Below are 26,191 nucleotides of genomic sequence, written 5' to 3'. Positions count from 1 at the left end.
CCGCCTTGGCTTTACGTGATATGCGCGCCGCGAGAGCACGTGCGGGGTGTGCAACCTGCGGGTGCGCTATGTAATTTCGTCTATGCGCGCAGGCGCACCTTTGGGATATACGGCGCTTCGAGCGGTGGGCGCTCGGTTGCCTCTTCAATAGAAAAAAACAATCGATAAAATCATATCAATCAACTTGTGCAATGCATCGATCGACGATACGATCCACTCCGTTGTCAACCAAGCAACCCAACCGAAAACCACTATGTCGCTGATCAATACTCAAGTCCAACCGTTCAAGGCCCAAGCGTTCCACAACGGCAAGTTCATCGAAGTCACGGATGAGTCGCTCAAGGGCAAGTGGTCCGTGCTGATCTTCATGCCGGCCGCATTCACCTTCAACTGCCCGACCGAAGTGGAAGACGCAGCGGACAACTACGCTGAATTCCAGAAGGCTGGCGCCGAGGTCTACATCGTCACGACCGACACGCACTTCTCGCACAAGGTGTGGCACGAAACGTCGCCGGCCGTGGGCAAGGCACAGTTCCCGCTGGTGGGTGACCCGACCCACGCGCTGACCAACGCATTCGGCGTGCACATTCCGGAAGAAGGCCTGGCACTGCGTGGCACGTTCGTGATCGACCCGCAAGGCGTGATCAAGACGATGGAAGTGCACGACAACGCCATCGCCCGTGATGTGAAGGAAACCCTGCGCAAGCTCAAGGCTGCCCAGTTCGTCGCCAACAACCCGGGCAACGTGTGCCCGGCCAAGTGGAACGAAGGCGCCAAGACGATCAAGCCGTCGCTGGACCTGGTCGGCAAGATCTAAGTTGTAAGGCTGTTTGCTGCAGAAATGCAGCGAGAAAAAACGGCCGGCTCTGCCGGCCGTTTGCTTAGGGGCGCAGGCATGTGCCGCGCCCTGTGACTGAATCAAAACGAATAAAGGAAGTCGTCATGCTGGATGCTGATGTCAAGGCCCAACTGAAGGCCTACCTCGAACGCCTCGTGCAGCCCATTGAGCTGGTCGCCAACGTCGATGACAGCGAGGGCTCCCGCGACATGATGGACCTGCTGCGCGACGTGGCCGAGCAGTCCAGCATGATCGTGCTGACCGAACAACGCGACGCCGCCGAGCGTGCGCCGTCGTTCCTGATCCGCCGCACCGGCGCCGATGTGAGCGTGCGTTTTGCCGCCATCCCGACGGGCCACGAGTTCACCTCGCTCGTGCTGGCGCTGCTGCAAGTGGGCGGCTATGCGCCCAAGCTGGAAGCCGACGTCATCGAACAGATTCGTAATATCGAAGGGGATTTCCGCTTCGAGACCTACATGTCGCTCACGTGCCAGAACTGCCCGGACGTGGTCCAGGCGCTGAACGTGATGTCCGTGATCAACCCGCGCATCCAGCACGTCGCCGTTGACGGCGCGCTGTATCAGGGCGAAATCGAAGCACGCCAGATCATGGCCGTGCCGACCGTGTTCCTGAACGGCGAGACGTTCGGCACGGGCCGCATGGGCGTGGAAGAGATCCTCGCCAAGATCGACACCGGCGCTGCCGCGCGTGACGCTGAAAAGCTCGCCGCCAAGGAAGCGTTTGATGTGCTGATCGTCGGTGGTGGCCCGGCGGGGGCTGCGGCTGCCGTGTACGCGGCACGCAAGGGTGTGCGCACCGGCGTGGTGGCCGAGCGTTTTGGCGGCCAGGTGCTCGACACGCTGGGCATCGAGAACTTCATCTCCGTGCAGGAGACCGAAGGGCCGAAGTTTGCCGCCGCGCTGGAGCAGCACGTGCGCCAGTACGACGTCGACATCATGAACACGCAGCGCGCAGTCAAGCTCACGCCGGCAGACAAGCCGGGCGGCTTTGCCGAGGTGACGCTGGCCAACGGCGCGGTGCTCAAGGGCCGCTCGGTCATCCTGTCGACCGGCGCGCGCTGGCGCAACGTCAACGTGCCGGGCGAGCAGGAATACAAGAACAAGGGCGTGGCCTATTGCCCGCACTGCGACGGCCCGCTGTTCAAGGGCAAGCGCGTGGCCGTCATCGGCGGCGGCAACTCGGGCGTGGAAGCCGCCATCGACCTGGCCGGCCTGGTGAGCCACGTCACGCTGCTGGAATTCGCCAGCGAGCTGAAGGCCGATGCCGTGCTGGTGCGCAAGCTGCAAAGCCTGCCGAACGCGACCATCGTCACCAACGCGCAGACCACCGAGATCACCGGTGACGGCCAGAAGGTCAATGGCCTGCGCTACAAGAGCCGCGTGGATGGCGTCGAGCACACGGTCGCGCTGGAAGGCGTGTTCGTGCAGATCGGCCTGGTGCCCAACACCGAATGGCTGGACGGCGCGCTTGAGCGCAATCGCTTTGGCGAGATCGTCGTCGACGCACGTGGCCAGACCAGCGCGGAAGGTGTGTTCGCTGCAGGCGATGCGACCACGACGCCGTACAAGCAGATCATCATCGCCACCGGCGATGGCGCGAAGGCCGCATTGTCGGCGTTCGATCATCTGATCCGCGTGCCGCTGGCCGAAGCGGCCTGAAGCTGAACTCAGCCGTACCTGTACGAAGCCGGACTTCGCGATCAGCGAGTCCGGCTTTTTCTTTGGCGCCTCGGCGTTCAGCCGGCGGCAGATTGCAGCGCCTGCGCACGCGCGGCGCACATCTCGACCAGGCGATCGCGCAGCGCACGCCCCGCGCTGTCGAGGTCGGGCCGCGCAAACAGCGCCAGCTCCAGCCCGCCGATCTCCGGAAAACCATCCGCAGCCCCGAGCACGCGATGCCCGGCCTGCACGGTGCTCGCCGGCAGCAGGCTCACGCCCAACCCCGCGCTGACGGCAGCACACAGGCTCGCCAGGCTCGGGCTTGAATATGTGATGCGCCACGGCTGGCCGATCGATTCCAGCGCATGCAGCATCTCCTGCCGATACAGGGCGCCCACCGGAAACACCACCAGCGGCAATGAAGGTTGCGATGGCCCAAGCGGCAGCGTGTGCGGCCGCTCGGTGCTGTCGATCCAGCAAACCGGCTCAGCCCAGCGCGCATGGCAATCGCTATCGGTGCCCCATTGCTTGACGAGCAGCATGTCGAGATCGCCGTTGCGGTAAAGGCGCAGCAGGTGGTGGGAGAGGCCGCTTTCCACCTCCAGACGTAGCCGCGGGCGCTCGCGCGCGAAGCTGGCGATGAGCGGCATCAGCGCGCCGCTGCCAAGGTCTTCCGGCACGCCCAGGCGCAGCACGCCGCCGGTGTGTTCGGGGCTGAGCGCCTCGCTGGCTTCGTTGGCCAGGCGCAGCAGGCGGCGTGCGTAGCCGAGCAGGCGGTCGCCTTCTTCCGTCGGCAGCACCTGGCGCTGGCTGCGGTCGAGCAGGCGGCAGTCCAGTTGCTGCTCAAGCCGCAGGATCTGCTGGCTGACGGTCGATTGCGTCAGGTGCAAATGCTCGGCCGCGCGCGTGAAGTTGCCCGTATCGACCACCGTGACAAAGCTGCGCAGCAAGACAAGATCGATCATTTAGAAACCCACTGAACATCAGTCCACTATCTAATTTGAACATGTTTAGGGGCGCAACCATCATCGCCCCGCAATTTCGTCAGCGGTGCACTCGATGGCCTATGAACGGCACGTGCGTAAGGCGGGGCGCTTGCGCGCCATCAGGTCAATGCCGGCGGGTTGCTGCTCGAGCCCGGCTAACGTTTCCCCCGATCCAACCACGCTTGGAGTGAGGCCTTCCTCCGTTCGCAAAGAAAATACTTGCAATGCGAATGATTCGCATTTATAGTGTGTCCATCGACAGCGCTGCAGCACATGGACTCACCCCCAGGGCACGTCTTCCAAGCACACCGCGTCGAACCGAATTTCGCTGCGTGCGCTCGCTGCTCTTTGCGAGCGAGCGCCCGGCAACCGATCTTTTGTGGGGACCGCTCTGATACACAGAGCGTTTGGCAGTAGCAAGCCGCCCGACAGTCGGGAAAGCACTCAGACCCCGCTTTCCCGACTGCGACTTTTCCGGGCCGCCAGCCAGGCCGTTTTTTTTTCAAGAACTCAGCGGCCCGGCATGCATGCATGCGTGCAACGTCGCCGTTTCGGGTTCTCGCCCGCTGTCGTGCCCCGCCTGCTGTACCCAAATCTCGCCCCAACGAACGCCATGCCAAACTCGACCGACCTGCGCCGGGCGGGGCTCAAAGCCACGTCGCCGCGCGTCAAGATTCTGGAAATCCTTACCGCCGGTACGGAGCACGGCCGCCACCTGAGCGCCGAAGATGTGTACCGCCAGTTGCTCACATCGGAAATCGACGTTGGCATCTCAACGGTCTATCGCGTGCTCAATCAGCTGGTGGACGCCGGCGTGCTGCTGCGCCATGCGTTCGAGGCTGGCCATGCCGTGTATGAACTGAACGAGGGGGCACACCACGATCACCTGATCTGCGTGTCGTGCGGCCGCGTGGAAGAGTTTCACGACGACGCCATCGAGTCGCGGCAGGAACGTGTGGCCAATGAGCGCGGCTTTGTGCTGCGCGATCACGCGCTGGCGCTCTACGGCGTGTGCCCCGCGTGTCAGGCCGGTGCGGGCGTGTCCGGCATGGTCGGGTTGAACGCGTGATGTGATCCGGTAACTTGCTGAAACAGTATCAGCGCATTCATGGCGAAACTCAGTGCGCGCTCGGGGTTCCAACTCTCTGTTAATCAGGAGATGCCGATGCAACGCCGTCTGAAGTCCGAAGATGAACTCAAGACCTTGCTGGCCCGCTGCGTCCAGCAACACCCGGAATGCGCACAGTGCGAATTGCGCGCGATGTGCATTCACCGCCCCGATCACACCGGCTGCAATTGGAGCGCCGAGTTTGATTTCCCCGTGGACGACGATGCCGCCGCCATTCGCGGCCTCTCCGTCGCCAAGCGGCTGCTGACGCGGGCCCGCACGCAGTACAACGTGGTGCCCGCGCAGTAACCGCGCCGCTTATCCCTTCGCCTGACGAGAGATCCGCTCCAGCAGCGCGCGTGCGCTTTCGCCGTGCCCCTGCTGTGCCAGCAGGCGCGCATTCAGCACCAGATTTTCGAGGACCAGCTTGGCGATGCTTGCCGTGAGCGAGACGATCACCTCGTCCTGGCTGAAGTGGGCATTTTCCATCTGCGTCAGCTGGCGTGACACCAGCTTGCAGACCAGGTCGCGCAACATCTGCTCGTCAAAGGGCAGGTTGGCGAAATCCACCGGGTCTTCCTTCTCGACTTCCGCAATCAACTGGACCAGCAACTCTTCGGTCATGACGCGTCCCCCGTTCAGGTTTGGACCAGTCTACGCCTGCGTTGCGCGAAAACAAAACGGGCCCGCGCGATGCGAGCCCGTGAGTGTTGTGGCGTTGCGTCGGCTGTTATTTGCGCCGTACGAAGTGGATCGGCTGTACAACCGGCGCGGCGGATACCGAGTCGCCCGAAGCGCAGCCGCTGCAACCGGTGCCGCATGCGCTACCCGAAAGGGGATCGGAGTGACACGAGGGCGACTCGCCCGGCGTGAGCAAGCGCTGCCCGAAGGCGCGCATCCAACCCGGCCGTGACGGCCGATTACACCAGCCTGCCACGCGCGCCGCCGTGCGGGCGCGCATCGCCGGCGCATAGCGGCCCGTCAGCGACAAGGCGCTCAGGGCCACGACCGTGGCGACAACGCCGGTTTCGACAACGTGGTACACGCTCATGTCAGCACCCGTGCGATCTGGTAGGTGGCGAAAGCCGCCAGGTAGGCCAGCGCGAAAAGGTAGCCGGCGGTGCCCGCCATGACCTTCCACGAATTGGTCTCGCGGCGGATGGTGGCCAGCGTCGAGATGCATTGCGGCGCGTAGACGTACCACGCCAGGAAGGCCAATGCCGTGGCCAGAGACCATTGCTGCGAGATGATCGGCGCCAGCTGCGCAGCCGCATCTTCATGCGTGGCCGACAGCGAGTACACCGTCGCCAGCGCGCCCACGGCCACTTCACGCGCAGCCATGCCGGGAATCAGCGCAATGCACATCTGCCATGTGAAGCCGATCGGCGCGAACACGACTTCAAGCGCGCGGCCGATCATCCCGGCAAAGCTGTAATCGATGGCCGGCAGCGTGGCGTTGGCCGGCGGCGCCGGGAACGTCGAGAGGAACCACAGCAGCACCATCATCTTGAGGATGACCGTGCCGATGCGGCGCAGGAAAATGCGTGCACGCTCGACGAGGCCGACGATCAGGTTGCGCACGCTGGGCAGGCGGTACGACGGCAGTTCGAGAATGAGCGGGTGCTCGTTGCGATCGCGCTTCAGGTACTTGAGCGCGTAGGCCACGACCAGCGCCGATACGATGCCCGCCATGTACAGCCCGAACAGCACCAGCCCCTGCAGATTGAACAGGCCCCACACCTTCCGCACCGGGATGAACGCCCCGATCAGCAGCGCATACACGGGCAGCCGCGCCGAGCACGTCATCAGCGGTGCCACGAGAATCGTCACCAGCCGGTCGCGCGGGTCCTGAATCGTGCGCGTGGCCATCACGCCGGGGATCGCGCACGCAAAACTCGACAGCAGCGGAATGAACGAGCGCCCCGACAACCCCGCGCCCGCCATCAACCGGTCGAGCAGGAAGGCCGCGCGCGGCAGATAGCCCGATTCTTCCAGCGACAGGATGAAGAGGAACAGGATCAGGATCTGCGGCAGGAACACCAGCACGCTGCCCGTGCCCGCGATGATGCCGTTCACCAGCAGGCTTTTGAGCATGCCGTCGGGCATGACATTGCCGACCCACACGCCCACGGCTTCCACGGCACCCTGAATGCCGTCCATGAGCGGCTGCGCCCACGAGAACACCGCCTGGAACATGAAGAACATCAGCACGGCCAGCAGCATCAGGCCCAGCACCGGATGCAGGACGATACGGTCGAGCCGGTCGTCCAGCTCAGCCGTGCTGCGCGGCATGGTCACGGCGGTATCGAGCAGCCGCTTCACTTCGACGTGCGGATCGGCGTCGGCCGGCAGCCCAACCGGTACGGCTGGCAGTTGTTCGTGATCGATATGCGCGACAAGGTCAGCCGCGCCATTGCGTTTGATGGCCACTGTCTGCACCACCGGCACGCCCAAGGCGGTTTCCAGTTTGGCGCGGTCGATGCGGATGCCGCGCCGCTCGGCCGCATCCACCATGTTCAGCGCCAGCACCATCGGCAAGCCCAGGCGTTGCAGCTCCAGAACGAAGCGCAGGTGCAGGCGCAGGTTGGTGGCGTCGACCACGCAGATCAGCATGTCCGGGCGCGACTCGCCACGGAACGTGCCAAGGCAGATATCGCGTGTGATGGCTTCGTCGGGGCTGGTGGCGATCAGGCTGTAGGCGCCGGGCAGATCAAGGATCTGCACATGCCGGCCCGACGGCGCAGTAAAGCGCCCTTCCTTGCGCTCGACCGTCACCCCCGCATAGTTGGCGACCTTCTGGCGGCTGCCCGTCAGCAGGTTGAACAGCGCGGTCTTGCCGCAGTTGGGGTTGCCGACCAGGGCAACGCGCAATGCGGGTGTGGAAGCGGAGGAGGAAGAAGCGTGCATCTGCATGAAGCCGGGTAAGCGGAGCCGGAAAGCGGCGGCAATAGAAGGCGGCCTATGCCGCCTCGCGCACCTTGACGGGCGGGGCCGTTTCGGGCGAAGCGATGGCGGCGGCGGGTTGCGTGGCCGATTCGGCGCGCACGCACACGCGGGCAGCCTCCTGGCGCCGCAGTGCAAAGCGGGTAAAGCCCACTTGCACGACCAGCGGATCACCGCCGAACGGGCCGACGGCTACCACGCGCACCTCTTCGCCCGTCACGAACCCGAGTTCGCGCAGGCGTTGGCTGATGGGATCGGCGGGTTCACGGTCTTCAACGTGATCCACCACCGCCGTCGCCCGGCGGGAAAGCTCGGAAAGCCGCATCGTGTGTGGTCGTTTACTTAACGTGGTAAAGCAAGGTGGCTAAATGCGAATCGTTTTCATTATAACGCAACATCCCGTGAGACGGGCTGCGGCACCCGGTCGCCAGGATGGATATTTCGGAGGACGGGTTGTTACGGAGCCCGGCGTTGTGCAGAAAGCACACGCGAAAGGCGCGGAGGCCAAAAAGCCGCTGCCCGTGCAGGGTTTTTCCTAAATTACCCTATCCTGGGTATTGGCCTGAATGGGGACCATTGCCTATGCTTCAACTGCGCTGAACTTCCCCGTTCAAAGCGTATTCTTGAGGCCACCGGGTACCGCTACCCGGTGGCTTTTTCTATGGGCGCCTGCCGCGTCAAGGCGACTTTCGCCGAACGGTGTCAACGCGGTGAGCAGGGCTTGCATCGCCGTCGATCAGGGCATTGGCAGTGGTGGTTCGGACACCCCATCGCCCACATTGCTACCACCCCTCGTGCCGCCTGCCGCGCCGATTTGCGGCCGGGTCGGCTACAGGCTATCCACAAGTTGCGTGCGATAGGAATTGCAAGCAAAATGCTTGCGCACTGCGTCAGCCGTCATCCGGCACGATGCCGCAACTGCATCGTGCGTCGAGGGGATGGTCCTTGAGCCGCGCATCGTGCAACCGCAGAGTGCATCCGCTCTCCACATAAGGCTCTACCGGTCATTCAAGTGCCGAAGCACGCTTTCTTTCCCACCACGCTGCGCGGCCGCTTGCTTGCCCTGGCCGCGGTGGCCGCCTTGCCGGCCATTGTTGTCGCGATTGCTGGTGTGGCGCTTTATCGTGACCGGCTCAATGATCACCTTGCCCAGCACCTGACCCACGAAACCGAGACTGCCGCTGCGCGCGTCGGCATGGTGCTGTCCAACGCCAATACGCTGCTCTCGGTGCTCATCGCGGACGATTCGGCGCTGCGCATGGAGCGGCAAGAGTGCAGCAGTTTCGTCAACCGCGTCTTTCATAACCAGAGCGAACTCGCGAACCTCGGCATCATCGACGCGCATCGCAAGCTGGTATGTACGCCCGATACGGCGAAGCTTGCCATCGATCTGTCGGACCGACCGTACATCAACGAGATCATGGCGACGGGCCGACCGTCCCTGTCGACATTTGTGATCGGACGCGCCTCCGGCCAGGCAGTGTTGATTTCGGCGCGGCCGATGGCAGGCAACGACGGCACCATCCGGGGCGTGGCGTACGCGGCCGTGCGGCAGAGCGCGTTGATTGCGGCGGCCGTCGACGGCATGTCGGAGGCGCCGGTCTACCTCGTGGATGCGGCGGGCAACGTGTTGTCGACCCACGGTGCTCTGGAGGCCGCCCAGGTGCCGGCCATTGTGCGCGGGCCGCTGGTGGCCGCTGCGGCCCAGCAGCCAGGCGAACCGGTGTTCGTGGACGACACCGACGGCGTTCGCCGCGCCTACGCCGCCATGGTGGTGCCGCACGCGGCCGGCGGGCATTTGCGCATCGTGCGCGGCGTGGACGCTACCGACATCGTTCGCCAGCAGCGCAACGTGACGCTGGCCGGCGGCGGCGCCATCCTGCTGATGGTGGTGATGCTGCTGGCGCTCATACAGATGGCGCTGCGGCGGATGGTCATGCCGCGCATTGATGCGCTGGTGGATGCGGCCCGCCACTACGCAACGGGCGATTTTTCCGCCCGCGTGCCCGAGCACGGCTCCTCGCGCGATGAACTCTCGCTGCTTGAGCGCACCTTCAACGAAATGCGTGCCGCCATCCAGCGCCACGACGCCACCGTCCACCGCCTGACCGAACGCTTCCAGCGCGTGGCGCGCGCCACCAACGACTGGATCTTCGATTGGGATATCGCCACCGGCGAGTCCTGGGCCAACGCCAGCCTGCATCGGCTGCTTGGCAGCGACGCGTTGCTGGGCCAGGGCGACGACGACGGTGTGTCGCGCACGCTGACATTCCAACAGTTCGTGCACCCGGACGACGTGGACGCCTTCGCCCACGAGCTGCGCGCCGTACTGAATTCCGACCGCGACAGCTGGCAGCACGTCTGCCGGGTGATCGATGCCAACCGTGCCACGCGCACGGTGGAAATTCGCGCCAGCCTTTACCGTGATCAGGACGGCCGCGCTGTGCGCATGGTCGGCGGGGTGACCGACATTTCGCAGCGCTCGGCGATTGAGCAGGAGCTGCGCAGCAGCGAAGCGAACCTGCGCGTGGCCGAACAGATTGCGCTTCTGGGCAGTTGGCGCTGGGATGTGCTGCGCGACTCCACCACGTGGTCGTCGGGCATGTATGTGTTGACGGGCGTGCCGCCGGGCGCGCCGCCGGCCTTCGCCCAGCAGGCGCAGTTCTTTACCGCTGACAGTTATAACCGTCTGCGCGAAGCCGCCAGCCGTGCCGTGACCGAAGGTGAGGCGTACTCGCTGGAGCTGGAGATGATCCGCCGCGACGGCGAGCACCGCTGGGTGCTTTCGCGCGGCAACATCGAGCGCAACGATCGCGATGAGGTCGTCGCCTTGTTCGGCACCATGCAGGACATCACAGATCGGCGCGAATCGGACGAGCAACTGCGGTTGCTGCGCCGCGTGGTCGAATCGGTGCCGTCCGGCATTACTGTGGCCGACGCGCAGCAGCCCGACTTTCCGATCGTGTACGTGAACCCCGGCTTCGAGCGCATGACGGGCTATCGCGCAGAGGAAATTCTGGGCCGCAACGCGCGCTTCCTGCATTCGTCCGAGCCTGGGCAGCCGGCGCTGAACGAAGTGCGAACCGCGCTGCGCGACGAGAGTGAGATCCGCGTGCTGCTGCGCAATTTCCGCAAGGACGGCCACGCCTTCCTGAATAACTTCCTGCTCTCGCCCGTGCGCGATGCCAAGGGTGCGGTCACGCATTACGTCGGCATTCAGGACGACGTGACCGAGCAGGAGATGACGCGCACGCGCCTGGCCCAGCACGCCACCATCGACTCGCTCACGGGCCTGCCCAACCGTACGCTGCTGGCCGACCGCGTGCAGCAGTCAGTGGAGATGGCCGCACGCCAGCGTAGCCGCTTCTATGTGGCGCTCGTCAACATTGACCGCTTCAAGGTCGTCAACGACAGCCTTGGCCACCTGCTGGGCGACGAGGTGCTGCGCCGTGTGGCCGAGCGCCTGCGCGATGCCGCCGATACGGTGGACACCGTGGCGCGGTTTGGCGGCGACGTGTTTGCACTGGTGATCTCGCACGCGGGTTCGCGCGGTGTCGATTTCGGCTTCGACCTGTTTGCCGAGCCGGTGCGTGTGGAAGGGCACGAGGTGTTCGTGACCGCAAGCATTGGCGTGGCCGAATACCCGGCGCACGGCGCAGACGCAGATAGCCTCATCCGCCATGCCGAAATGGCGATGTACTACGCCAAGCAGAACGGCCGTAACCGCCTGGAATTCTTCGCGCCCGAAATGGACATCGGCGTGTCGTACCGGCTGAACCTGGAGCACCAGATCCGGGCGGCGCTGGAGCAGGGCCAGTTCCGCTTGCTGTACCAGCCGCAGATCGACACCAAGACGGGCCGCGTGTGCGGGCTGGAAGCGCTGATCCGCTGGATTCATCCGACGCGCGGGTTGCTGCCGCCGGCCGCGTTCATTCCGGTGGCCGAAGAGAGCGGGCTGATTGTCGAGATTGGCAACTGGGTCTTGACCGAGGCTGCGCGGCAGCGCGCCGAGTGGCACAAACGCGGCCTGGCCGATGACCTGACACTGGCTGTGAACGTGTCGCCGCTGCAGTTCAAGCGTGGCACCGTGCTGCCAACGCTGCTCAAGCTGCAGCGCCAATACGGCCTCGGGTCGGGCTTCCTTGAACTGGAAGTGACCGAGTCGATGCTGATGGAGGGCACCGAGCGCACCATCGAAGACCTCACAGCCATTCGCCAGCTGGGCGTGCGCATTGCCATCGACGACTTCGGCACGGGGTATTCGAGCCTGGCGTATCTGAAGCGCTTGCCGATCGACCTCATCAAGATCGACCGCGCGTTCGTCAAGGACATCGACCGCGATTCCAACGATGCCGCCATCTGCACGACGGTCGTGGTGCTGGCCCACAACCTTGGCGTGAAGGTGTGTGCCGAAGGTGTGGAAGACGCTGCGCAGTCGGCCTTCCTGGCCTCCCACCAATGCGATGTGCTGCAGGGCTATTACTTCAGCGAGCCGCTGTTGCCTGAGGCCGTGACGGCATTGCTTGAACGCGACACGCACTTCACCGTGTAATGTGTTGCTGTCGCTGCGGCGCTACGCGCGGAACACCGCGACGGCGTGCTTCAGATCTTCCGATTGGCGGGCCAACACCGAGGTGGCCGCCGCCGCTTCTTCCACCAGCGTGGCGTTCTGCTGCGTGACCCCATCGAGCTGCGAAACCGACGCGTTGATCTGCGCGATGCCGCTGCTCTGCTCGCGCGAGCTGGCGGAGATTTCCGACATGAGCTGCGTGACGGTCTGCACCGATTGCACGATCTGCGTCATGGTGGCGCCCGCCTTGTGGACGAGATCCACGCCGTCGCGCACGGATTGATCGGATGCGCGGATGATCTCCTTGCTCTGCGCTGCGGCCTGCGCGCTGCGCTGCGCGAGGCTGCGCACCTCGCCGGCGACGACCGCAAAGCCACGGCCTTCTTCGCCCGCGCGTGCGGCTTCAACTGCGGCGTTGAGCGCAAGGATGTTGGTCTGGAACGCGATGCTCTCGATGGTGGCGATGATCTCGGTCACGCGCTGGCTGTCGGCGCGGATGGCGTCCATCGTTTGCACGACGCGCTGCACGACCTGGCCGCCGTCGGCCGCAATGGTGGAGGCCTGCTCGGCCAGGGCGCTGGCTGCGCGGGCGTGGTCGGCATTCTGCGCAACCATCGATGTCAGCTCCTCCATGCTGGATGCGGTTTCTTCCAGCGCGGCGGCTTGCTGCTCAGTGCGGGCGGAGAGGTCATGGTTGCCGGCGGAAATCTGCAACGTGCTGTGCGCGACGCTGGCGGCGCCGTCCTGGATGTCGCGCACGATGGACGACAGGCTCGCGCGCATGGTGCCCATGGCGCGCATGACTTCGCCCAACTCGTCGCTGGAGCGGGCTTCGACCACGGTGGTCAGATCGCCGGCAGCCAGGCGTGTGGCCAGCGTCGCGGCTTCTTCCAATGGTCGGATCAGCGTGCGTGCGAGCAGCACGCCTGACATCGTTGCCAGCCCGGCGCAACCCACGCCGGTGAGCCACAGCCAATCGCGGCTGAACACGAGCCACGCTGCGCCATGCAGATCGGCGGCTTCCAGCGCGATGTGCGCCCACACCGTGCCGATCAGGATGGCCGATGCAATCAGCGTTTGCAGGCCGATCACCTTGAAGCGCAGGCTGTCGATCTGGAACAGATTGACGACGCGCCGCCATCCCGTGCGCAGAATGCGGCCCGCACGCACGGTGTACGACGTGTCGCCTTCATTGATGGCGGTATAGGCGCGTTGCGCGCGCGCGATCTGTGCGGGCGTGGCCATCGAACGCACCGACGTATAGCCGACCACCGCGTTGTTCTGAAACACCGGCGTCACGTTAGCCAGCACCCAGTAGAAGCCGCCGTCCTTGCGACGGTTCTTGACGAAGCCGCGCCACGGCTTGCCGGCCTGCAGCGTGGCCCACAAGTCGGCAAAGGCGGCTTCGGGCATGTCCGGGTGGCGCACGAGGTTGTGCGGCGCGCCCATCAGTTCTTCGTGTGTATAGCCGCTGATGCGCACGAACGCCGGGTTGGCGAAGACGATGCGGCCTTTGAGATCGGTGCGGGAGATGAGGTAGTCCGTCGGGCTGAGGGCGGTTTCGGCTTGGGTGACCGGCAGATTCTTGCGCATGGTGGTGCCGCGCTTCGTGGGCGCGGATGGTCGTAAGGAGGCGTGAGCGTGAAAGGCACACTGTCCTTCTTTGCATCGGCATGCTGCGGGCGGCCTAAAGATCATGTCTGCGCCGCAAGTTGATCTGGATCAAATCCCAAGAGCGGCGCAGGTTGGCATGCCCGTTGCTAGATTGCGGGCAATGCGCTGTTCAGGCGCTGCAGACGGAGGAACGAGGTGCACAAGATCTGTGGAGACGTTGAGATCGTCCCGCGTGTGGTTCCCGCTGGCGGGCGAGGCTGGGAGGCGCGTGTCGAGGTGGTCTTCCGCGGTGCGGAAGGGCAATCGTTGTCGGGCTCGCAGCCGGTGCGGCCCGGATGCACGTTCGGCTCGCCGCGCGAAGCGATGGACGCGGCGCTGCTGCACGGGCAGCGCCTGCTGCGCGAGTGGGTGAAGGGCGCCACACCCCAGACAGAAGTCGCGACCTGACGCGACGCGAAGATCAGCGCGCCTCGCTCGCCTTGCGTTCTTCACGCGAGAGGCCGGCTGTCCAGTAGCCCTTGGCGTCGATGGCGTCCTGCGGCACGGCCCAGGCGCCTTCGAGCAGCGTGCGGACTTGCTTGAGCAAGGAGGCCTCGCCAGCGAGGAACACCTGGGGCGTGCCGGCCGGCATGGATTGGGCGCTGAGTGCGCCGACCATCATGGCGCCGGCGTGCGCGGTATCGCTCTCCACCCAGTGGATGCCGCGACTGCGCGGGTGCTCGGCCAGGGCGCCCTCCAGCGGGAGTCGGGCGCGGGCGTCGCCAATGGCGATATAGGTCAGCACCTGCGCGTGCTCGGGCAACGCCTCCAAAATCGCGAAGATGGCGGGCAACGCGGTTTCATCGCCGATCAGCAGCGTCCACGGCGCCGCTGGGTCGGCACGGAATCCGCGCTTGGGGCCGGCGAATTCCACTTCATCGCCAGGGGCGGCGTGTTCGAGCCAGCGTGCAGCGGGGCCATGCTGCGCGGCCGGTGTTTCGTCGTGCACCACAAAATCGATTTCCAGTTCATCGCGCGCCGCGTGGTAGCGGCGGATGGTGTAAGCACGCCCCAGCGTGCGGCCGGGGCCCGCGGCATCGTGCGGAAACATCAGCTTGATGGCCGCGCCGGGCGCCGCGCCAGCCAGATCAGCGAGATCCGTAGCCGCCACGCCGGTAAAGACCACGCGGCGCATGCGCGGCGACAGTGTATGGATTGCGCGCACGCGCATGCGGCGTGTGGCGGGTTTGACAGAACTGATCAGCTGCGACATGAGACCTTGTGTGCGATTGAAGGCAAACATAGATGGCTGCGGAATGGACCGACTGGACCGACGCGGTAGCCCGGGCGACCAAACATCGCCCGGGGCGGCTGAACAGATGCTGCTGCTTGCCGCTTACCGCTCGCCGGTGATTTCCTTGAGGGCACGTAGCAGGATGTCTGCCACGCGTTGCTGTTCTTCGCGCGAAGCGAAGCGTTTTTCCATGAGGGCAAACTTCAGGCGCCAGCGCGCGGTGCGCAGCGGGTCGTGGCCCGTGTCCGTCCATTCGGCGGCGTTGTCGGTTTCGCGGTCGAAGGCCATGGCTTCGTTCATGCGCTTGACGCGCTCGCCCATGGCACGCAGTTGGGCGAGGATGGCATCGGCACTGTGCTGGCGCTCGGCCAGCCATGTTTCGCCTTCGGGGGTGATGCCGTAGCGCTTCTTGTTGCCCTCGGCAGTGACGGAAGCGAAACCGTGGTCTTCCAGATACGACAGCGCTGGGTACACCATGCCCGGGCTCGGTGTGTAGAAGCCGAGCGAATGCTCTTCCACCGCCTTGATCAACTCATAGCCGTGGCGGGGTGTGCCCTTGAGCAGCGCCAGCAGCACCAGTTGCAGGTCGGCTGAACTGAGCCGGCGGCCGCGCCAGGGGCTGCCGCCTTCGTCGTCACCTTCGCCATAGCCGCCGGGGCCGCCCATGCCACGCCCGAACCCGTGTCCGCCATGACCGTGGCGACCCATCATGAAATGCTTTCCAATCCACATTTTGTGGTGATGTCCGAACCAACCGCGCATTGCATTCTCCTGAAGAGCATCATCAGATATATCGTAAGATACATCGAATGATAGTGGCGGCCGTCCAGAAGTCAAGGCATCAATCGCGAAAGCGGAAGAACGGATCGACCAATCAGGGTGCAGGTTTGTCGCTAGCGAGCTTGGCGACGTGTACGAGCCAGCGCCGCACGACCTCTTCCTCTTCGGGCGTGAACCCCTCGAGCAGATCCTGCTCGATGCCGCCCGAGCGTTTTCGGCACGCGGCGAGCAGGGCGGACCCTTCCGGGGTGACGTCGATGTGCTGGATGCGGCCGTGCACCGCGTGGGGTCGGCGCGTAATGGCGCCGCTGCGCTCCAGGTTGGTGACGATGACGCTTACCGTCTGGGGCGTCAGCATGGTCAGCCGGGCGAGGTCGGCATTCGAGATACCCGGGTAGGCACGGAGCATCGTGAGCACCAGGAATTGCGGCAGCGTGACGCCCACGTCGGCCATGGCGCGCTCCATGCGCAGCCGCTGAGCGGCGCTGGCCTGGCGCAGCAGGTAGCCGAGATAGCCTTCTTCACCGCGTTTGCCCTGCCCGGGCTCGGGGACGGAGGGCGCGTTGCGGGAGGTGTCGTTGTCCTTGCCGGCGGTAGCACGCTTGCTCATGATGTAAGAGTTCGAATATTATGTTCGAGCACTGATATTACCACTCCTCCTTACACGGACCCTCAACAGGAGCCAGACATGGAAGATCTTTCCCCTCGCATGGATTACTCGGAATTTGTCGATACTGCCGTCGGCGTGGCGCCGGCGTTGCAGGCGCTCGGTAAGGCGGTGGACGCCTCGGGGCTGGAAAAGCCGCTGACCGAACTCATCAAGCTGCGCGCCTCGCAAATCAACGGCTGCGCGTTCTGCGTGCAATTCCACCTGAACCTGGCGCGCAAGCTGCGCGTGGCGCCGGCCAAGCTCGATCTGGTGGCGGTCTGGCGCGACACGCCGGCGGTCTTCACGCCGCGCGAGCGCGCCGCGCTGGCCTGGACGGAAGCGCTGACCACCCTGGCCCGCGCGGCCGACCACGGGGTGGATGATCACGAATACGACGCCGTGCTCGAGCATTTCTCCAGGACGGAAGTCGCCTTCCTCACAGCCGCCGTCGCCAACATCCAGGCGTGGAACCGTATTGCCGTCGCAATGCGCTTTGTGCCGCAGGTGCCGGCTGCCGTGACCGCGGAGCAAGCATGACCATGGACGCCGTCCGCCCCATCGAAGATGAAGCTGCCTTGCGTGCGTGCTTTCCCGTCATGCACCAACTGCGGCCGCATCTTGCCGACGCCGACGAGCTGGTCGCGCGCTGGCGCCGGCAGGTGCAAGACGGCTACCGCCTCATCGCCGTCTGGCGTGACGGGGTGCCGGTAGCGCTGGCGGGTTATCGGCAGCAGGAGAACCTCGTCTACGGGCCGTTCCTGTATGTCGACGATCTGGTGACCGATGCCAACCTGCGCAGCAGCGGCCTCGGCAACGTATTGATGAGCCACCTCAAGGCCGAAGCCGAGCGCCTGGGCTGTGCGCGGCTCGTGCTCGATACGCCGCTGTCCAACGTGCTTGGCCATCGCTTCTACTATCGCAACGGGCTGCTTGCAGGCGCTTTGCGCTTTGGCATGAACACGAAAACGGGGGCTGCGCGATGACAACACTGCTGCACGTGACCGTGAGCCCGCGCGACGATCGCTCGCACAGCCGGCGTGGCGCAAAGTGGGTGATCGCACAATTGGCAGAGGCCGTTGGTGGCCTGCGCGTCATCGAGCGCGATCTGGCGGCCACGCCGTTGCCGCATCCCGATGCCGGTTTTGTCGAGGCCAGCCTCACGCCCGATGCCGACCGCACCGCAACGCACCGTGCAGCGCTTGCGCTGTCGGAAACGCTGATCGGCGAACTGGAAGCAGCGGATGCCGTGCTGATTTCCACGCCGGTGCACAACTACACGGTGCCTTCGGCGTTGAAGGCGTGGATCGATCTGGTGGTGCGGCCCGAACGCACGTTCCGCCGCACGCCCACGGGCAAGGTGGGCATGCTGACCGATCGCTCGGTGCTGGTGGTATCCGCTTCAGGCGGCCACTTTGACGGCGCCCACGCGCAGACCGATTTCCTGATGCCATATCTGCGTTATGTGTTTGCCACGGTGGGCATCCATCAGGTGGAAGGCATCCGCTTGCAGAACACTGCGCGCGGTGCTGATTCCGCCATGCAGGCCTTCGAAAGTTTCCGGCAGGAACTGGCTGCGCGGATGTTGCTCATGCCGCTGGTGGCCTGAGGACTGTCACGCGAAGAGCCAGCGTGCCAGGTCCGCGGCGCCGGCCAGCCATTCGCGTGCGCGTGTCAATGCACTGCACCTGCGCTCATCTTCAGATCTGACTGCGTGGCCAGCGTCGTACGCACCGCCAGACGTATTCCTTTGATCTGCGTATCGATCGACAGGCTCGGCCGGCCCGCATGCCGCGCTGCCAGTTCGGGCGTGGTCGGCACGTGGATGAAGCCGCCGCGCACCTGCGGCGCGCGCATGGCAATGTGGTGCATCAAACCGTAGAACAGGTGGTTGCAGTTGTAGGTGCCTGCACTCTGCGACACGCCCGCGGGCACGCCGGCCTCGCGCAGCGCATGCACGATGGCTTTGATCGGCAGGGTGGAGAAGTACGCCGTTGGCCCATCGGCCACCACAGGCGTATCAACCGGCTGGTTGCCCGCGTTGTCGGGAATGCGTGCGTCGATCACGTTGATGGCTACGCGCTCCACCGAAATCTCCGTCCGGCCCGTGGCCAGCCCCAGCGCGAACACCAGGGCGGGTGATGTGGCCTCGATGGCGTCCACCAATATTTCGTTGGCGAGACCAAACACGCACGGCAACTGCCGCGCCACGATGACCGCGCCGTCCACCTGCGTGCTGTCGAGTGCCTGCGCGATGTCCCACGAAGGGTTGGTGGGGTCGGATTCAAACGGCTCGATGCCGGTGACAAGAACGGTAGTCATGCAGGCGCTCCTTGGTAATATCCGTAGTGATGCAACTATTTGCCGATCAAAAAGGCGGCAATGGCCGCCCCGTTTGTCTTACGTGTTCAGCGTACTCCGAACGTTACGGATGGCCTGCACCGTATCGTCGAACGCGCTTGCGCCGACATGCTCGCGCAAGCGCCGCGCCACCTTGGCGCTGGCGGCCTGCAACGCGGTTTCCAGTTCACGGGCGGCTTCCGTGGGGAAGAGGTTCCACTCTCGGCCGTCCTCTGCAGAAGGTTGGCGTTCCACCAGGCCCTTGGCGATCAAGCCGTCCACAAGACGCGTGGCAGTGGGCCGCGCAATGCCCAGCACCTCGGCCAGTTCGCGGTTGAGCACACCGGGTCGTTTGAGCACCACGCGCAGCACGAACCCTTGCGGCGGCGTCAGGCTGAACGGCGCATACGCGACCGTCCATTCGCGCTCGACCGAGCGCGCCAGAGCGGTGGTGTTGAAGTACAGGCAGTGATCAAACATGTACCGTAGTCTAGCGACGGATCATTAGGGATACAACGAATTTATTCATCCATCGATCTGCTGGGGGGGGCGGCTCAGCGTGCAGCTCAGGGCGGCGCATCCGCCATCTGTGTCAGCTGCTTCAGTGCCTGGACGAAGTACGCGCGATCGTGCGGTGCCAAGTCTTGCGTGGCTTGCGCGAGGCGGTTCATCGCCGTGCGAGCAGTAACGTGATCGCCGTCTGCGTTAGCAAACCACGCCAGCTCCAGCAGCAACCCGCTCACCTGCACGTGGCCGTAGCGATGGCGGCCGCTGTCGTGTTCGCGCAGACGCAGTGCGGCAACGTCGGACCAGCGCTGCGGCCAGTAGCGCGCGTCAAAGGCCTCGGCAAACGGGCCCGCTTGCGTACGGAGGTCGTTCAACGTGAGCGCTGCGCGGCTTGTGTCGGCGCGTGCTATGCGCATCAGCGCGATGGCGTTCCACGCCGATTGCTGCGGCCCGCCGTTGCGCAGCGCCTGCTATGCGCATCAGCGCGATGGCGTTCCACGCCGATTGCTGCGGCCCGCCGTTGCGCAGCGCCTGCTATGCGCATCAGCGCGATGGCGTTCCACGCCGATTGCAGCGGCCCGCCGTTGCGCAGCGCCTGCCATTCGCTCATGGCCAGCCAGCGGACGGCATCGACCGTGCCGTCGGCATGCACCGCGTTGCCAAGCACGTCGCGCAGCAGCCAGCGCGTCATGCCGAGGTTGGCGGCAACCTGCTGCACGGCGTCGGAGGCCTGGCTTTCCAGCGCGGCAGCCAGCGCGGTTTCGAACTGCGCGACGATGCGCTGTGCGGCGTGTGCGCGTGCCTCCAATGCAATGCCGTCGGCATCCGCGTAGAGCAGGCGGGCGCGCTCGATGAGGGCGCTCAAGTTGTTCCACTCAAAACGGATCTGCGGGTGATAGCGCAGCAGGCTGCGACCGGGCTCGGCATCGGCGAGGCGGGCGAGCAGGCCGGCGGCAAGGTCGAGGTCGCGTCGGTCATACGCACACCATGCGGTGACGATGCGCTCCATGGCGGCGAGGTAGTCGTTGCCCAGCACATGGCGCTGCCGGCGGTGCGCGCGCAACTGCGAGAGCAGGGCGCTGGCGCGTGTCGAGTCGCCCAGCCGGCGCGCGGCCATTGCCTCGCCCAGGGTGACGAGGGCGCGCTGGAAGTCGTTGTCGGCGGCGTCGCCAGCGTGGCGCAAGGCGAGCAGGGCGCCGCCGCGCTCGGTGTCGGAGGCAATTGTGCCGGTGCTTAGCGCATGCAGCAGTCGGCCTTCGCGCATGGCGTGACGCGCGGTCAGAAAGGCGTGCCAGAACGCGGGGTTGGGCGTGCCAGGCGCAGGGCCGGAGAGCGCGCTGGCGTTGGCTTCGGCGCTGTTGTCCGTGCTGCTTTCCGGCGCGGCGATACCGAGAAAGGCGCGCACATCTGTGTCATCGGCAATCCGCCCTTCCACCAGGCAGACCACGCGCGCCGCGTCTTCAGGCGTAAGCCAGAACGGGCCCTGGCTGCGCTTGTCTGCGTTGAGGAAGCGGGGCTCGCGGTCGCGCTGTTCGCCCCAGCCTGCCTGCACGCCCCAGTTCTGCCAGTCGCGAAAGGCGCGGCTGATCATCATGCGTTGCGTGCTGGCGTCCGACACAGCGCCGCGCAGGTCGGCCAGGCGCACCAGCGGTTGCTCCGGCGACAGACGATGCGCGTAGGCCAGGCGCACGAGCAGCCACAGGCTCTGGAACGGGGCGCGTCGTCCATCCACAGTTTGCGGTGTGGTCAGCTCGACATGGAGGGCGGGCAGGGTGGGCGGCGTCATGCAAACAATCAGGCGAAGCGAAACGTGGCGCCATTGTGCGCCACACCCATTGTTACAGGCGTTACGCGCGTGACGTGCAGCTTGTTGTGCACGCTGGCGGCAGCACGGAGCGCTCCCTACGATGCGCAGCGCCGGCTCCTGTGCGCATCGCCGGTTGCCGGTAGCCATCCACTCATTTCAAGGAGCCTTTCATGTTCTCTCGCTGGTCGAAGACTTTCGCGTTCGCCCTCACGGCCTGCGCCGTTGCGATGAGCACCACCACCGCCCACGCCGAGCTGGTCGTGCGTAATGACCTCAAGCGCGTGTTCGACGACGCGGGTGTCTCGGGCACCTTTGTACTGATGGACATCGGCGCCGACCGCACCTATGTCGTCGATCCGGCGCGCGCCGCGCGGCGCATCCATCCGGCATCGACGTTCAAGATTCCGAACAGCCTGATCGCCTTCGACACCGGGGCCGTGCGCGACGATCAGGAAGTGCTGCCTTACGGCGGCAAGCCGCAGCCTTACCAGCAGTGGGAGCACGACATGGCGTTGCCCGAGGCGATCCGCCTGTCGGCCGTGCCGATATACCAGGAGGTGGCACGGCGTGTCGGCCTTGAACGCATGCAGGCTTATGTGGACGCTTTTGAGTACGGCAATCGCCAGCTCGGCAGCGTGATCGATCAATTCTGGCTGCGTGGCCCGCTGGAGATTTCCGCATTCGAAGAAGCGCGCTTCACCAGCCGCATGGCGCTCAAGCAGTTGCCGGTGAAGCCGCGCACGTGGGACATGGTCCAGCGCATGCTGTTGATCGAGCGGCAGGGCGATGCCGCGCTGTATGCCAAGACCGGCGTCGCCACCGAATACCAGCCGGAGATCGGTTGGTGGGTCGGCTGGGTGGAGCGTGCCGGCCACGTGTATGCCTTTGCTCTGAACATCGACATGCCGCGCGAGGGCGATATGGCCAAGCGAGTCCCGCTGGGCAAGCAGTTGATGCAGGCGCTGGCGGTGTGGCCGGCACCGTGAGAGGTGGATTTGCGAGGAACCCTGTCTGACTCGCAATCAGGGATGTTCGGAATCCCCAATCAGATCGATCCAGAGGACGATGAAAATCGTAAAAAACTGTTGCGTCAGACCGGCTGAAGACGGGCGGATGTGACACATCGCCCAAGGGTCGGGCATCGGGGTTCTCATGTTCAAGGTCTACAAGGCAACGGTCGTCGCCATGGCGGTGGCCATCGGAGCGAGCAGCGCGCTGGCGGCCGGCAGCCATGGCGGCGTGATTTACTTCACGGGCGCCATCGTGGAGGCCGGGTTCCGCGTGCAGGCCACGCCCCAGGTATCCGCTGCGGGCGAGGGGTTGCAGGCGCGAGCATCCGCGTCCGGTCACCAGGTGGTGTTGAGCTTTCGCTCGGCTGCAGTGCGGGTGGTGCCGGTCGATGTGTCAGTGGAGGCTCGCGCGGCATCGTCGCTCAACCCCCTGCGGGTGGGCGATGCACGCAGCAAGGCGGACGTCCTGGCCAAATACGGCGGTTTCAAGGCCAGCCTGCTGACGGCAAACAACGGCACGCTGACCTTGTCGCGCGCGCCGGGGGTGGAACCAGCGCTCGCGGTGGTGACGCTGTCCTACCAGTAATGAAAAAGGCGGGGGAATCCCCGCCTTGTTTGTGGACCGCTGCGACGGCGTTTAGGACGCCACTGGCCCCACCGGCGATTGGAACGGGTGATATTGATACAGCCACGTCTCGGACAGCGGCTTGCCATCCACACGCAAAAACAGCCGCATGTCGACCGGTTCCTTCCCGTCGACCGTCAGGTCGAACTGGGCGCGCCAGTGGCCCGGCACGCCGTTCGGCACGGCTTCGGTAAACACATACGAGAACGTGCCGCGCGAGGTGCTCAGCACGGCCTCCGGCTTGGTGCCGAAAGGCAGTTTCTCCAGCGGACCGCCCTTGAACTCGACCATGAATTTGCGCACGCCGCGCGGCCGCGGCTGGCCCGGCTGCCCGCCGTTGCCCATGCGCGTGGCCACGCAGCGCGCCAGTTGTGTCGGATACGGTTCATCGGCCAGCCAGTGCAGGCGATAGCGTAGACGGTACTGGCTGCCCGCACGCGCCGGTGCCTTCGGCACCCAAATGGCGACGATGTTGTCGTGGATCTCGTCGTCGGTCGGGATTTCGATGAGCTGCACGGCGCCCTCGCCCCAGCCTTCCAGCGGCTCGACCCACAGGCTCGGGCGGCGCTCGTAATGGACGCCGTCCTGGTAGTTGTTGAAATCGCGATCGCGCTGCAGCAGGCCGAAGCCGCGCGGGTTGTTGTCGCCAAAGGCAGACGCCATCGTGCGCGGCGGATCATTCAGCGGGCGCCAGATGCGCTCGCCATTGCCGGTCCAGAGGGCGAGGCCGTCGGAGTCGTGCACCTCGGGGCGCCAGTCAGTGGCGGTGCCCTTGGCGGTTTCCGAAAACCAGTACATCGACGTGGCGGGCGCGATGCCGAAACGGTCGACGTCCTTGCGCAGGAAGATGGCCGTGTCGATGTCCATCACCACGCCCTTCGTGCGGTGCATGACAAAGCGATATGCACCCGTGATGCTCGGGCCGTCGAGCAGCGTGTAGATCGTCACGGAATCGGCGCGGTTGTCTGCCGGCGTGTCGAACCACACGTGCGTGAAATTGGGAAACTCTTCCGGCTTGCCGGCCTGCGCCACGTCCAGCGCAATGCCCCGTGCGGAAAGCCCGTACTGATACAGCTCGCCGATGGCGCGGAAGTACGACGCGCCCAGGAAGGCGACCCAATCGTTCTTCTTCCAGTCGAGTTTCTTCTGGTCACCCAGGCGGCTTTCCTGGAAGCGGAAACCGGCAAAGCCGCTGCCGCGCGGCAGTTTGCGCGCCGGGCTGTCGGCGGGCATGTCGAAGTACGATTCGTCGTAAACGATTTCGCGGGCGGCGCCTTTTTCCACCACGTGCATGCGCACCGGGGCGCGGAAGAACGTGCCGAGGTGGAAGAACGTCACCGGAAACTGGCCGGGGCCGTCCGCAAAGAGTGCGTGGGCGGTGTCGAATTTGATCTTGCCGTGTGCCTCGTAGTCGATCTTGGACAGGATGTCGGCCGGCGCCGTTGCAGGGGGCGTGTACGGCTTGCCGGCCATCGTGCGGGCGCGCTCGATCAGCGCATCGAAAGAAAACGGCGCGGCATCGCCCAGCTTGACGCGATCGGCGGCCAGTGCTTCGGGCGTGATGCCGAGCGCCGCCAGCGTGGCGGTAACCGAGGCGGAGGCAAGAAGGGTTCGACGTGTGACCATAGGTGCCTGTGATGTGAGTGATGAATAAGAAGGGTCCGACATGGTAACGCGGGCCCGGGTTCCGACGTGGGTGGAGGGTCCACCGGATGGCCGATCCATTGCCGTTCAGACGCGCAGAACGACCATTCATCGCAGCGGGTTTGCACCTTCAAGTGCCGGCTACGATACTTGGCGGTACATCGACCTGGGGGGCTGGGATGGCGCGACGACTTCGCAGCATCGGCATCGCTTTGGCATGGGTCTGCACGGTATGCGGCGCCCAGGCGGCACCTTGCGATGCGCCCGCCCTGTTGAACGACGGCTGGCAGGCCGAGGCGGACCCTGCCGCAGCCGGTTTCGATGCCGGCCATCTCTGCGCTGTCCTGCGCAAATTCGCCGATTCCGATGCCAACTTCCACAGCCTGCTCGTGGTGCGCCACGGCCGTCTGGTCGCGGAGGTCTATCGCGCCGGCAAGGACGAGCGGGTGAAGGATCTGTTCCGCACCACGCGCACGTTCGACGCCAGCACGCTTCACGACATCCGCTCGATCAGCAAATCGGTGACGAGCCTGCTGTGGGGCATTGCGCAAGGGCAAGGCAAGACGCCGCCGCTCGACACGCCGGTGCTGTCGCTGTTTCCGGGGCTGGCGGATCTGAATCGCGACGGTCGTGAGGCGATCACGCTCTCGCAGATGCTGTCGATGTCGAGCGGCCTGGCCTGGAACGAATGGCGTGCGACGAGCCTGTTCAACAACGACGAGTTCGGGCTGTTCTGGCACACGTCTCAGGCGCACTACGTGTTTGACCGGCCGATGGCGGCTGCGGCTGGCACGCAGTTCAATTACAACGGGGGCAACACGGCAGTGCTTGCGCAACTGCTGGCGGAGCGCGTGGGTATGCCTGTGCCAGATTACGCGCGCAAGCAACTGTTCGAACCGCTGGGTATCACCGACTGGGAATGGGTGGACGACTACCGTGGCCGCCCGCTGGCGTTTGCCGGGGTGCGCCTGCGCCCCCGAGACCTGGCGCGCATCGGCCAGCTTGTGTTGCAGCATGGCCAATGGAACGGGCGGCAACTCGTGCCCGCCGAGTGGATTGCCGAATCAACGCGCCCGCACATCGACACCGGCATGGGCTTGCAGTACGGCTATCAGTGGTGGCTCGGCAAGGTGGCGGCTGGCAGCGCGGAATACGCGTGGATCGGCGGCATCGGCAACGGTGGCCAGCGCCTGTGGATCGTGCCCGGGCTAGACATGGTGGTCGTCACCACGGCGGGCGACTACAACCACCGCGCCAGCTGGAAGCAGGCCGAAAGCCTGCTCGACCAAGTGATGACGACCGTGCAGCCGTCGCGCCGGTAACGTCTGCGCGGCTGAACGGGCTTACAGGAACCGGTCGAGGATCTTGCGGCTGTGCTTGTCCAGCGCGAGCAGATCGCGGATCAGGTAGTGGATACCGTGGCTGTCGGAAATGAGCAGCGTGGTGCCGGCCAGGCGGCGGATATCTTCTTCGCCGCGCAGCACGAGGTCGGTCTGGCCGCGGTCGGTCTGCACCGTCCACGTGCTGGGCGTGGCGTAGGTCGACACGCCGACGATCGTGCGGATCTCGGGCATGAATTCCCGCGCGCCGAGTTCGGCTTCGATCAGCGCGCGCATGGGCGTGGGCAGCGCGTCGGGTTGCGTGATCCATGCCAGCTCGCGGCCGTCCGTGCTCATCAGGCTCAAGCCCTCGCCCGCGGCGGAGATCGGGAACGCGCGCACGGGCACCACGCCTTCATGCACGGTGCCGTCGGCCAGGGTCATCACAAGTTTGCCGAAGCCGTTGCGGCTCAGGGCGAAATCGGGCGTTTGCATCGCAGTC

The 26,191-nt window shown here is 65.2% G+C and carries 27 protein-coding genes; 12 read left to right on the top strand and 15 right to left on the bottom strand.

Annotated features, from left to right (window positions below):
* Nucleotides 1–253: 253 nt before the first annotated feature.
* Together ahpC and ahpF are read left to right on the top strand one after the other, a co-directional pair.
* Entirely contained in the window at nt 254–817 is a 564-nt protein-coding gene (gene ahpC / locus CFE42_RS10780) for an alkyl hydroperoxide reductase subunit C (protein ID WP_004627987.1), read from the top strand.
* A gap of 125 nt (nt 818–942) precedes the next feature.
* Nucleotides 943–2,517, top strand: coding sequence for an alkyl hydroperoxide reductase subunit F (gene ahpF / locus CFE42_RS10775; protein ID WP_004627986.1), 1,575 nt, complete (start codon nt 943–945; stop codon nt 2,515–2,517).
* A 77-nt stretch (nt 2,518–2,594) separates the two neighbouring features.
* Here ahpF and CFE42_RS10770 read toward each other — a convergent pair whose 3' ends face one another.
* Nucleotides 2,595–3,482, bottom strand: a complete 888-nt coding sequence (locus tag CFE42_RS10770) for a LysR substrate-binding domain-containing protein (protein WP_004627985.1) — start codon at nt 3,480–3,482, stop codon at nt 2,595–2,597.
* 634 nt (nt 3,483–4,116) lie between these two features.
* On the opposite strand from CFE42_RS10770, the gene fur reads away from it, so the two are divergent.
* Nucleotides 4,117–4,572 (top strand): ferric iron uptake transcriptional regulator, encoded by a 456-nt coding sequence (gene fur, locus CFE42_RS10765; RefSeq protein WP_037043717.1) that lies wholly within the window; start codon nt 4,117–4,119, stop codon nt 4,570–4,572.
* Between the two features lie 96 nt (nt 4,573–4,668).
* On the top strand, nt 4,669–4,920 hold the full coding sequence (locus tag CFE42_RS10760) for a hypothetical protein (protein ID WP_004627975.1): 252 nt from the start codon (nt 4,669–4,671) through the stop codon (nt 4,918–4,920).
* 9 nt (nt 4,921–4,929) lie between these two features.
* Here CFE42_RS10760 and CFE42_RS10755 read toward each other — a convergent pair whose 3' ends face one another.
* The 4 genes from CFE42_RS10755 to CFE42_RS10740 all read right to left on the bottom strand — a co-directional run bounded on the left by CFE42_RS10755 (nt 4,930) and on the right by CFE42_RS10740 (nt 7,879).
* Entirely contained in the window at nt 4,930–5,235 is a 306-nt protein-coding gene (locus tag CFE42_RS10755; protein WP_004627974.1) for a hypothetical protein, read from the bottom strand.
* A gap of 106 nt (nt 5,236–5,341) precedes the next feature.
* On the bottom strand, nt 5,342–5,662 hold the full coding sequence (locus CFE42_RS10750) for a DUF6587 family protein (RefSeq protein ID WP_004627973.1): 321 nt from the start codon (nt 5,660–5,662) through the stop codon (nt 5,342–5,344).
* A complete protein-coding gene (gene feoB, locus CFE42_RS10745; RefSeq protein WP_004627970.1) occupies nt 5,659–7,524 on the bottom strand; it encodes a ferrous iron transport protein B in 1,866 nt (621 codons plus the stop codon). The genes CFE42_RS10750 and feoB overlap by 4 nt, the downstream gene beginning before the upstream one ends.
* A 46-nt stretch (nt 7,525–7,570) precedes the next feature.
* Nucleotides 7,571–7,879 (bottom strand): ferrous iron transport protein A, encoded by a 309-nt coding sequence (locus tag CFE42_RS10740; RefSeq protein ID WP_004627969.1) that lies wholly within the window; start codon nt 7,877–7,879, stop codon nt 7,571–7,573.
* Nucleotides 7,880–8,566: 687 nt separating this feature from the next.
* Here CFE42_RS10740 and CFE42_RS10735 point away from each other — a divergent pair.
* Complete coding sequence (locus CFE42_RS10735; protein ID WP_004627966.1) at nt 8,567–12,106, top strand: EAL domain-containing protein; 3,540 nt, start codon at nt 8,567–8,569, stop codon at nt 12,104–12,106.
* Nucleotides 12,107–12,127: 21 nt separating this feature from the next.
* Here CFE42_RS10735 and CFE42_RS10730 read toward each other — a convergent pair whose 3' ends face one another.
* Nucleotides 12,128–13,717, bottom strand: coding sequence for a PAS domain-containing methyl-accepting chemotaxis protein (locus CFE42_RS10730; RefSeq protein ID WP_004627965.1), 1,590 nt, complete (start codon nt 13,715–13,717; stop codon nt 12,128–12,130).
* Between the two features lie 216 nt (nt 13,718–13,933).
* Here CFE42_RS10730 and CFE42_RS10725 point away from each other — a divergent pair, with 216 nt between their 5' ends.
* Nucleotides 13,934–14,185 (top strand): hypothetical protein, encoded by a 252-nt coding sequence (locus tag CFE42_RS10725; RefSeq protein WP_004627962.1) that lies wholly within the window; start codon nt 13,934–13,936, stop codon nt 14,183–14,185.
* Between the two features lie 13 nt (nt 14,186–14,198).
* On the opposite strand, the gene CFE42_RS10720 is transcribed toward CFE42_RS10725, so the two are convergent.
* The 3 genes from CFE42_RS10720 to CFE42_RS10710 all read right to left on the bottom strand — a co-directional run bounded on the left by CFE42_RS10720 (nt 14,199) and on the right by CFE42_RS10710 (nt 16,401).
* Entirely contained in the window at nt 14,199–15,020 is an 822-nt protein-coding gene (locus CFE42_RS10720) for a siderophore-interacting protein (protein WP_037043651.1), read from the bottom strand.
* Between the two features lie 93 nt (nt 15,021–15,113).
* Nucleotides 15,114–15,773, bottom strand: coding sequence for a PadR family transcriptional regulator (locus tag CFE42_RS10715; RefSeq protein WP_004627958.1), 660 nt, complete (start codon nt 15,771–15,773; stop codon nt 15,114–15,116).
* Between the two features lie 112 nt (nt 15,774–15,885).
* Entirely contained in the window at nt 15,886–16,401 is a 516-nt protein-coding gene (locus tag CFE42_RS10710) for a MarR family transcriptional regulator (RefSeq protein WP_004627957.1), read from the bottom strand.
* 78 nt (nt 16,402–16,479) lie between these two features.
* Here CFE42_RS10710 and CFE42_RS10705 point away from each other — a divergent pair, with 78 nt between their 5' ends.
* The 3 genes from CFE42_RS10705 to CFE42_RS10695 are packed head-to-tail and all read left to right on the top strand — an operon-like array spanning nt 16,480 to nt 18,046.
* Entirely contained in the window at nt 16,480–16,977 is a 498-nt protein-coding gene (locus CFE42_RS10705; RefSeq protein ID WP_004627955.1) for a carboxymuconolactone decarboxylase family protein, read from the top strand.
* Nucleotides 16,974–17,423 carry a GNAT family N-acetyltransferase gene (locus tag CFE42_RS10700; protein ID WP_004627953.1) on the top strand — a complete coding sequence of 150 codons (450 nt, stop codon included), beginning with the start codon at nt 16,974–16,976 and terminating at the stop codon, nt 17,421–17,423. The genes CFE42_RS10705 and CFE42_RS10700 overlap by 4 nt, the downstream gene beginning before the upstream one ends.
* Nucleotides 17,420–18,046 carry an NAD(P)H-dependent oxidoreductase gene (locus CFE42_RS10695; protein ID WP_004627950.1) on the top strand — a complete coding sequence of 209 codons (627 nt, stop codon included), beginning with the start codon at nt 17,420–17,422 and terminating at the stop codon, nt 18,044–18,046. The genes CFE42_RS10700 and CFE42_RS10695 overlap by 4 nt, the downstream gene beginning before the upstream one ends.
* 65 nt (nt 18,047–18,111) lie before the next feature.
* Here CFE42_RS10695 and pcp read toward each other — a convergent pair whose 3' ends face one another.
* The 4 genes from pcp to CFE42_RS10675 all read right to left on the bottom strand — a co-directional run bounded on the left by pcp (nt 18,112) and on the right by CFE42_RS10675 (nt 21,070).
* A complete protein-coding gene (gene pcp / locus CFE42_RS10690; protein WP_004627947.1) occupies nt 18,112–18,759 on the bottom strand; it encodes a pyroglutamyl-peptidase I in 648 nt (215 codons plus the stop codon).
* 78 nt (nt 18,760–18,837) lie between these two features.
* Nucleotides 18,838–19,257 (bottom strand): MarR family winged helix-turn-helix transcriptional regulator, encoded by a 420-nt coding sequence (locus CFE42_RS10685; RefSeq protein WP_004627946.1) that lies wholly within the window; start codon nt 19,255–19,257, stop codon nt 18,838–18,840.
* 86 nt (nt 19,258–19,343) lie between these two features.
* Nucleotides 19,344–19,658 (bottom strand): hypothetical protein, encoded by a 315-nt coding sequence (locus CFE42_RS10680; RefSeq protein WP_296157804.1) that lies wholly within the window; start codon nt 19,656–19,658, stop codon nt 19,344–19,346.
* 41 nt (nt 19,659–19,699) lie between these two features.
* Entirely contained in the window at nt 19,700–21,070 is a 1,371-nt protein-coding gene (locus CFE42_RS10675; RefSeq protein WP_004627942.1) for a hypothetical protein, read from the bottom strand.
* 191 nt (nt 21,071–21,261) lie between these two features.
* Between CFE42_RS10675 and blaOXA the strand changes: the two genes are divergently transcribed.
* Together blaOXA and CFE42_RS10665 are read left to right on the top strand one after the other, a co-directional pair.
* Nucleotides 21,262–22,077, top strand: coding sequence for an OXA-60 family carbapenem-hydrolyzing class D beta-lactamase (blaOXA, locus tag CFE42_RS10670; RefSeq protein WP_004627939.1), 816 nt, complete (start codon nt 21,262–21,264; stop codon nt 22,075–22,077).
* A 166-nt stretch (nt 22,078–22,243) separates the two neighbouring features.
* Complete coding sequence (locus CFE42_RS10665; RefSeq protein ID WP_004627937.1) at nt 22,244–22,687, top strand: hypothetical protein; 444 nt, start codon at nt 22,244–22,246, stop codon at nt 22,685–22,687.
* 51 nt (nt 22,688–22,738) lie between these two features.
* Here the strand turns inward: CFE42_RS10665 and CFE42_RS10660 are convergent, their stop codons facing one another.
* Nucleotides 22,739–24,352, bottom strand: a complete 1,614-nt coding sequence (locus tag CFE42_RS10660; protein ID WP_004627934.1) for a glucan biosynthesis protein D — start codon at nt 24,350–24,352, stop codon at nt 22,739–22,741.
* A 197-nt stretch (nt 24,353–24,549) separates the two neighbouring features.
* Here CFE42_RS10660 and CFE42_RS10655 point away from each other — a divergent pair, with 197 nt between their 5' ends.
* A complete protein-coding gene (locus CFE42_RS10655; RefSeq protein WP_037043647.1) occupies nt 24,550–25,692 on the top strand; it encodes a serine hydrolase in 1,143 nt (380 codons plus the stop codon).
* A gap of 21 nt (nt 25,693–25,713) precedes the next feature.
* On the opposite strand, the gene CFE42_RS10650 is transcribed toward CFE42_RS10655, so the two are convergent.
* Entirely contained in the window at nt 25,714–26,184 is a 471-nt protein-coding gene (locus CFE42_RS10650; RefSeq protein ID WP_004627931.1) for a DUF1854 domain-containing protein, read from the bottom strand.
* Nucleotides 26,185–26,191 lie beyond the last annotated feature (7 nt).

Origin of the sequence: Ralstonia sp. PBBBR1 (assembly GCF_002256165.1) — a bacterium.
GTDB lineage: Bacteria > Pseudomonadota > Gammaproteobacteria > Burkholderiales > Burkholderiaceae > Ralstonia > Ralstonia thomasii.
This window is presented reverse-complemented; position numbering and strand designations above follow the sequence as displayed.

Excerpts from the sequence above, each read along its gene's own strand:
- ahpC (WP_004627987.1), top strand. The coding sequence starts at position 254 with ATGTCGCTGATCAATACTCAAGTCCAACCGTTCAAGGCCCAAGCGTTC.
- ahpF (WP_004627986.1), top strand. The coding sequence starts at position 943 with ATGCTGGATGCTGATGTCAAGGCCCAACTGAAGGCCTACCTCGAACGC.
- CFE42_RS10770 (WP_004627985.1), bottom strand. The coding sequence starts at position 3,482 with ATGATCGATCTTGTCTTGCTGCGCAGCTTTGTCACGGTGGTCGATACG.
- fur (WP_037043717.1), top strand. The coding sequence starts at position 4,117 with ATGCCAAACTCGACCGACCTGCGCCGGGCGGGGCTCAAAGCCACGTCG.
- CFE42_RS10760 (WP_004627975.1), top strand. The coding sequence starts at position 4,669 with ATGCAACGCCGTCTGAAGTCCGAAGATGAACTCAAGACCTTGCTGGCC.
- CFE42_RS10755 (WP_004627974.1), bottom strand. The coding sequence starts at position 5,235 with ATGACCGAAGAGTTGCTGGTCCAGTTGATTGCGGAAGTCGAGAAGGAA.
- CFE42_RS10750 (WP_004627973.1), bottom strand. The coding sequence starts at position 5,662 with ATGAGCGTGTACCACGTTGTCGAAACCGGCGTTGTCGCCACGGTCGTG.
- feoB (WP_004627970.1), bottom strand. The coding sequence starts at position 7,524 with ATGCAGATGCACGCTTCTTCCTCCTCCGCTTCCACACCCGCATTGCGC.
- CFE42_RS10740 (WP_004627969.1), bottom strand. The coding sequence starts at position 7,879 with ATGCGGCTTTCCGAGCTTTCCCGCCGGGCGACGGCGGTGGTGGATCAC.
- CFE42_RS10730 (WP_004627965.1), bottom strand. The coding sequence starts at position 13,717 with ATGCGCAAGAATCTGCCGGTCACCCAAGCCGAAACCGCCCTCAGCCCG.
- CFE42_RS10720 (WP_037043651.1), bottom strand. The coding sequence starts at position 15,020 with ATGTTTGCCTTCAATCGCACACAAGGTCTCATGTCGCAGCTGATCAGT.
- CFE42_RS10715 (WP_004627958.1), bottom strand. The coding sequence starts at position 15,773 with ATGCGCGGTTGGTTCGGACATCACCACAAAATGTGGATTGGAAAGCAT.
- CFE42_RS10710 (WP_004627957.1), bottom strand. The coding sequence starts at position 16,401 with ATGAGCAAGCGTGCTACCGCCGGCAAGGACAACGACACCTCCCGCAAC.
- CFE42_RS10705 (WP_004627955.1), top strand. The coding sequence starts at position 16,480 with ATGGAAGATCTTTCCCCTCGCATGGATTACTCGGAATTTGTCGATACT.
- CFE42_RS10700 (WP_004627953.1), top strand. The coding sequence starts at position 16,974 with ATGACCATGGACGCCGTCCGCCCCATCGAAGATGAAGCTGCCTTGCGT.
- CFE42_RS10695 (WP_004627950.1), top strand. The coding sequence starts at position 17,420 with ATGACAACACTGCTGCACGTGACCGTGAGCCCGCGCGACGATCGCTCG.
- pcp (WP_004627947.1), bottom strand. The coding sequence starts at position 18,759 with ATGACTACCGTTCTTGTCACCGGCATCGAGCCGTTTGAATCCGACCCC.
- CFE42_RS10685 (WP_004627946.1), bottom strand. The coding sequence starts at position 19,257 with ATGTTTGATCACTGCCTGTACTTCAACACCACCGCTCTGGCGCGCTCG.
- CFE42_RS10675 (WP_004627942.1), bottom strand. The coding sequence starts at position 21,070 with ATGACGCCGCCCACCCTGCCCGCCCTCCATGTCGAGCTGACCACACCG.
- blaOXA (WP_004627939.1), top strand. The coding sequence starts at position 21,262 with ATGTTCTCTCGCTGGTCGAAGACTTTCGCGTTCGCCCTCACGGCCTGC.
- CFE42_RS10665 (WP_004627937.1), top strand. The coding sequence starts at position 22,244 with ATGTTCAAGGTCTACAAGGCAACGGTCGTCGCCATGGCGGTGGCCATC.
- CFE42_RS10660 (WP_004627934.1), bottom strand. The coding sequence starts at position 24,352 with ATGGTCACACGTCGAACCCTTCTTGCCTCCGCCTCGGTTACCGCCACG.
- CFE42_RS10655 (WP_037043647.1), top strand. The coding sequence starts at position 24,550 with ATGGCGCGACGACTTCGCAGCATCGGCATCGCTTTGGCATGGGTCTGC.
- CFE42_RS10650 (WP_004627931.1), bottom strand. The coding sequence starts at position 26,184 with ATGCAAACGCCCGATTTCGCCCTGAGCCGCAACGGCTTCGGCAAACTT.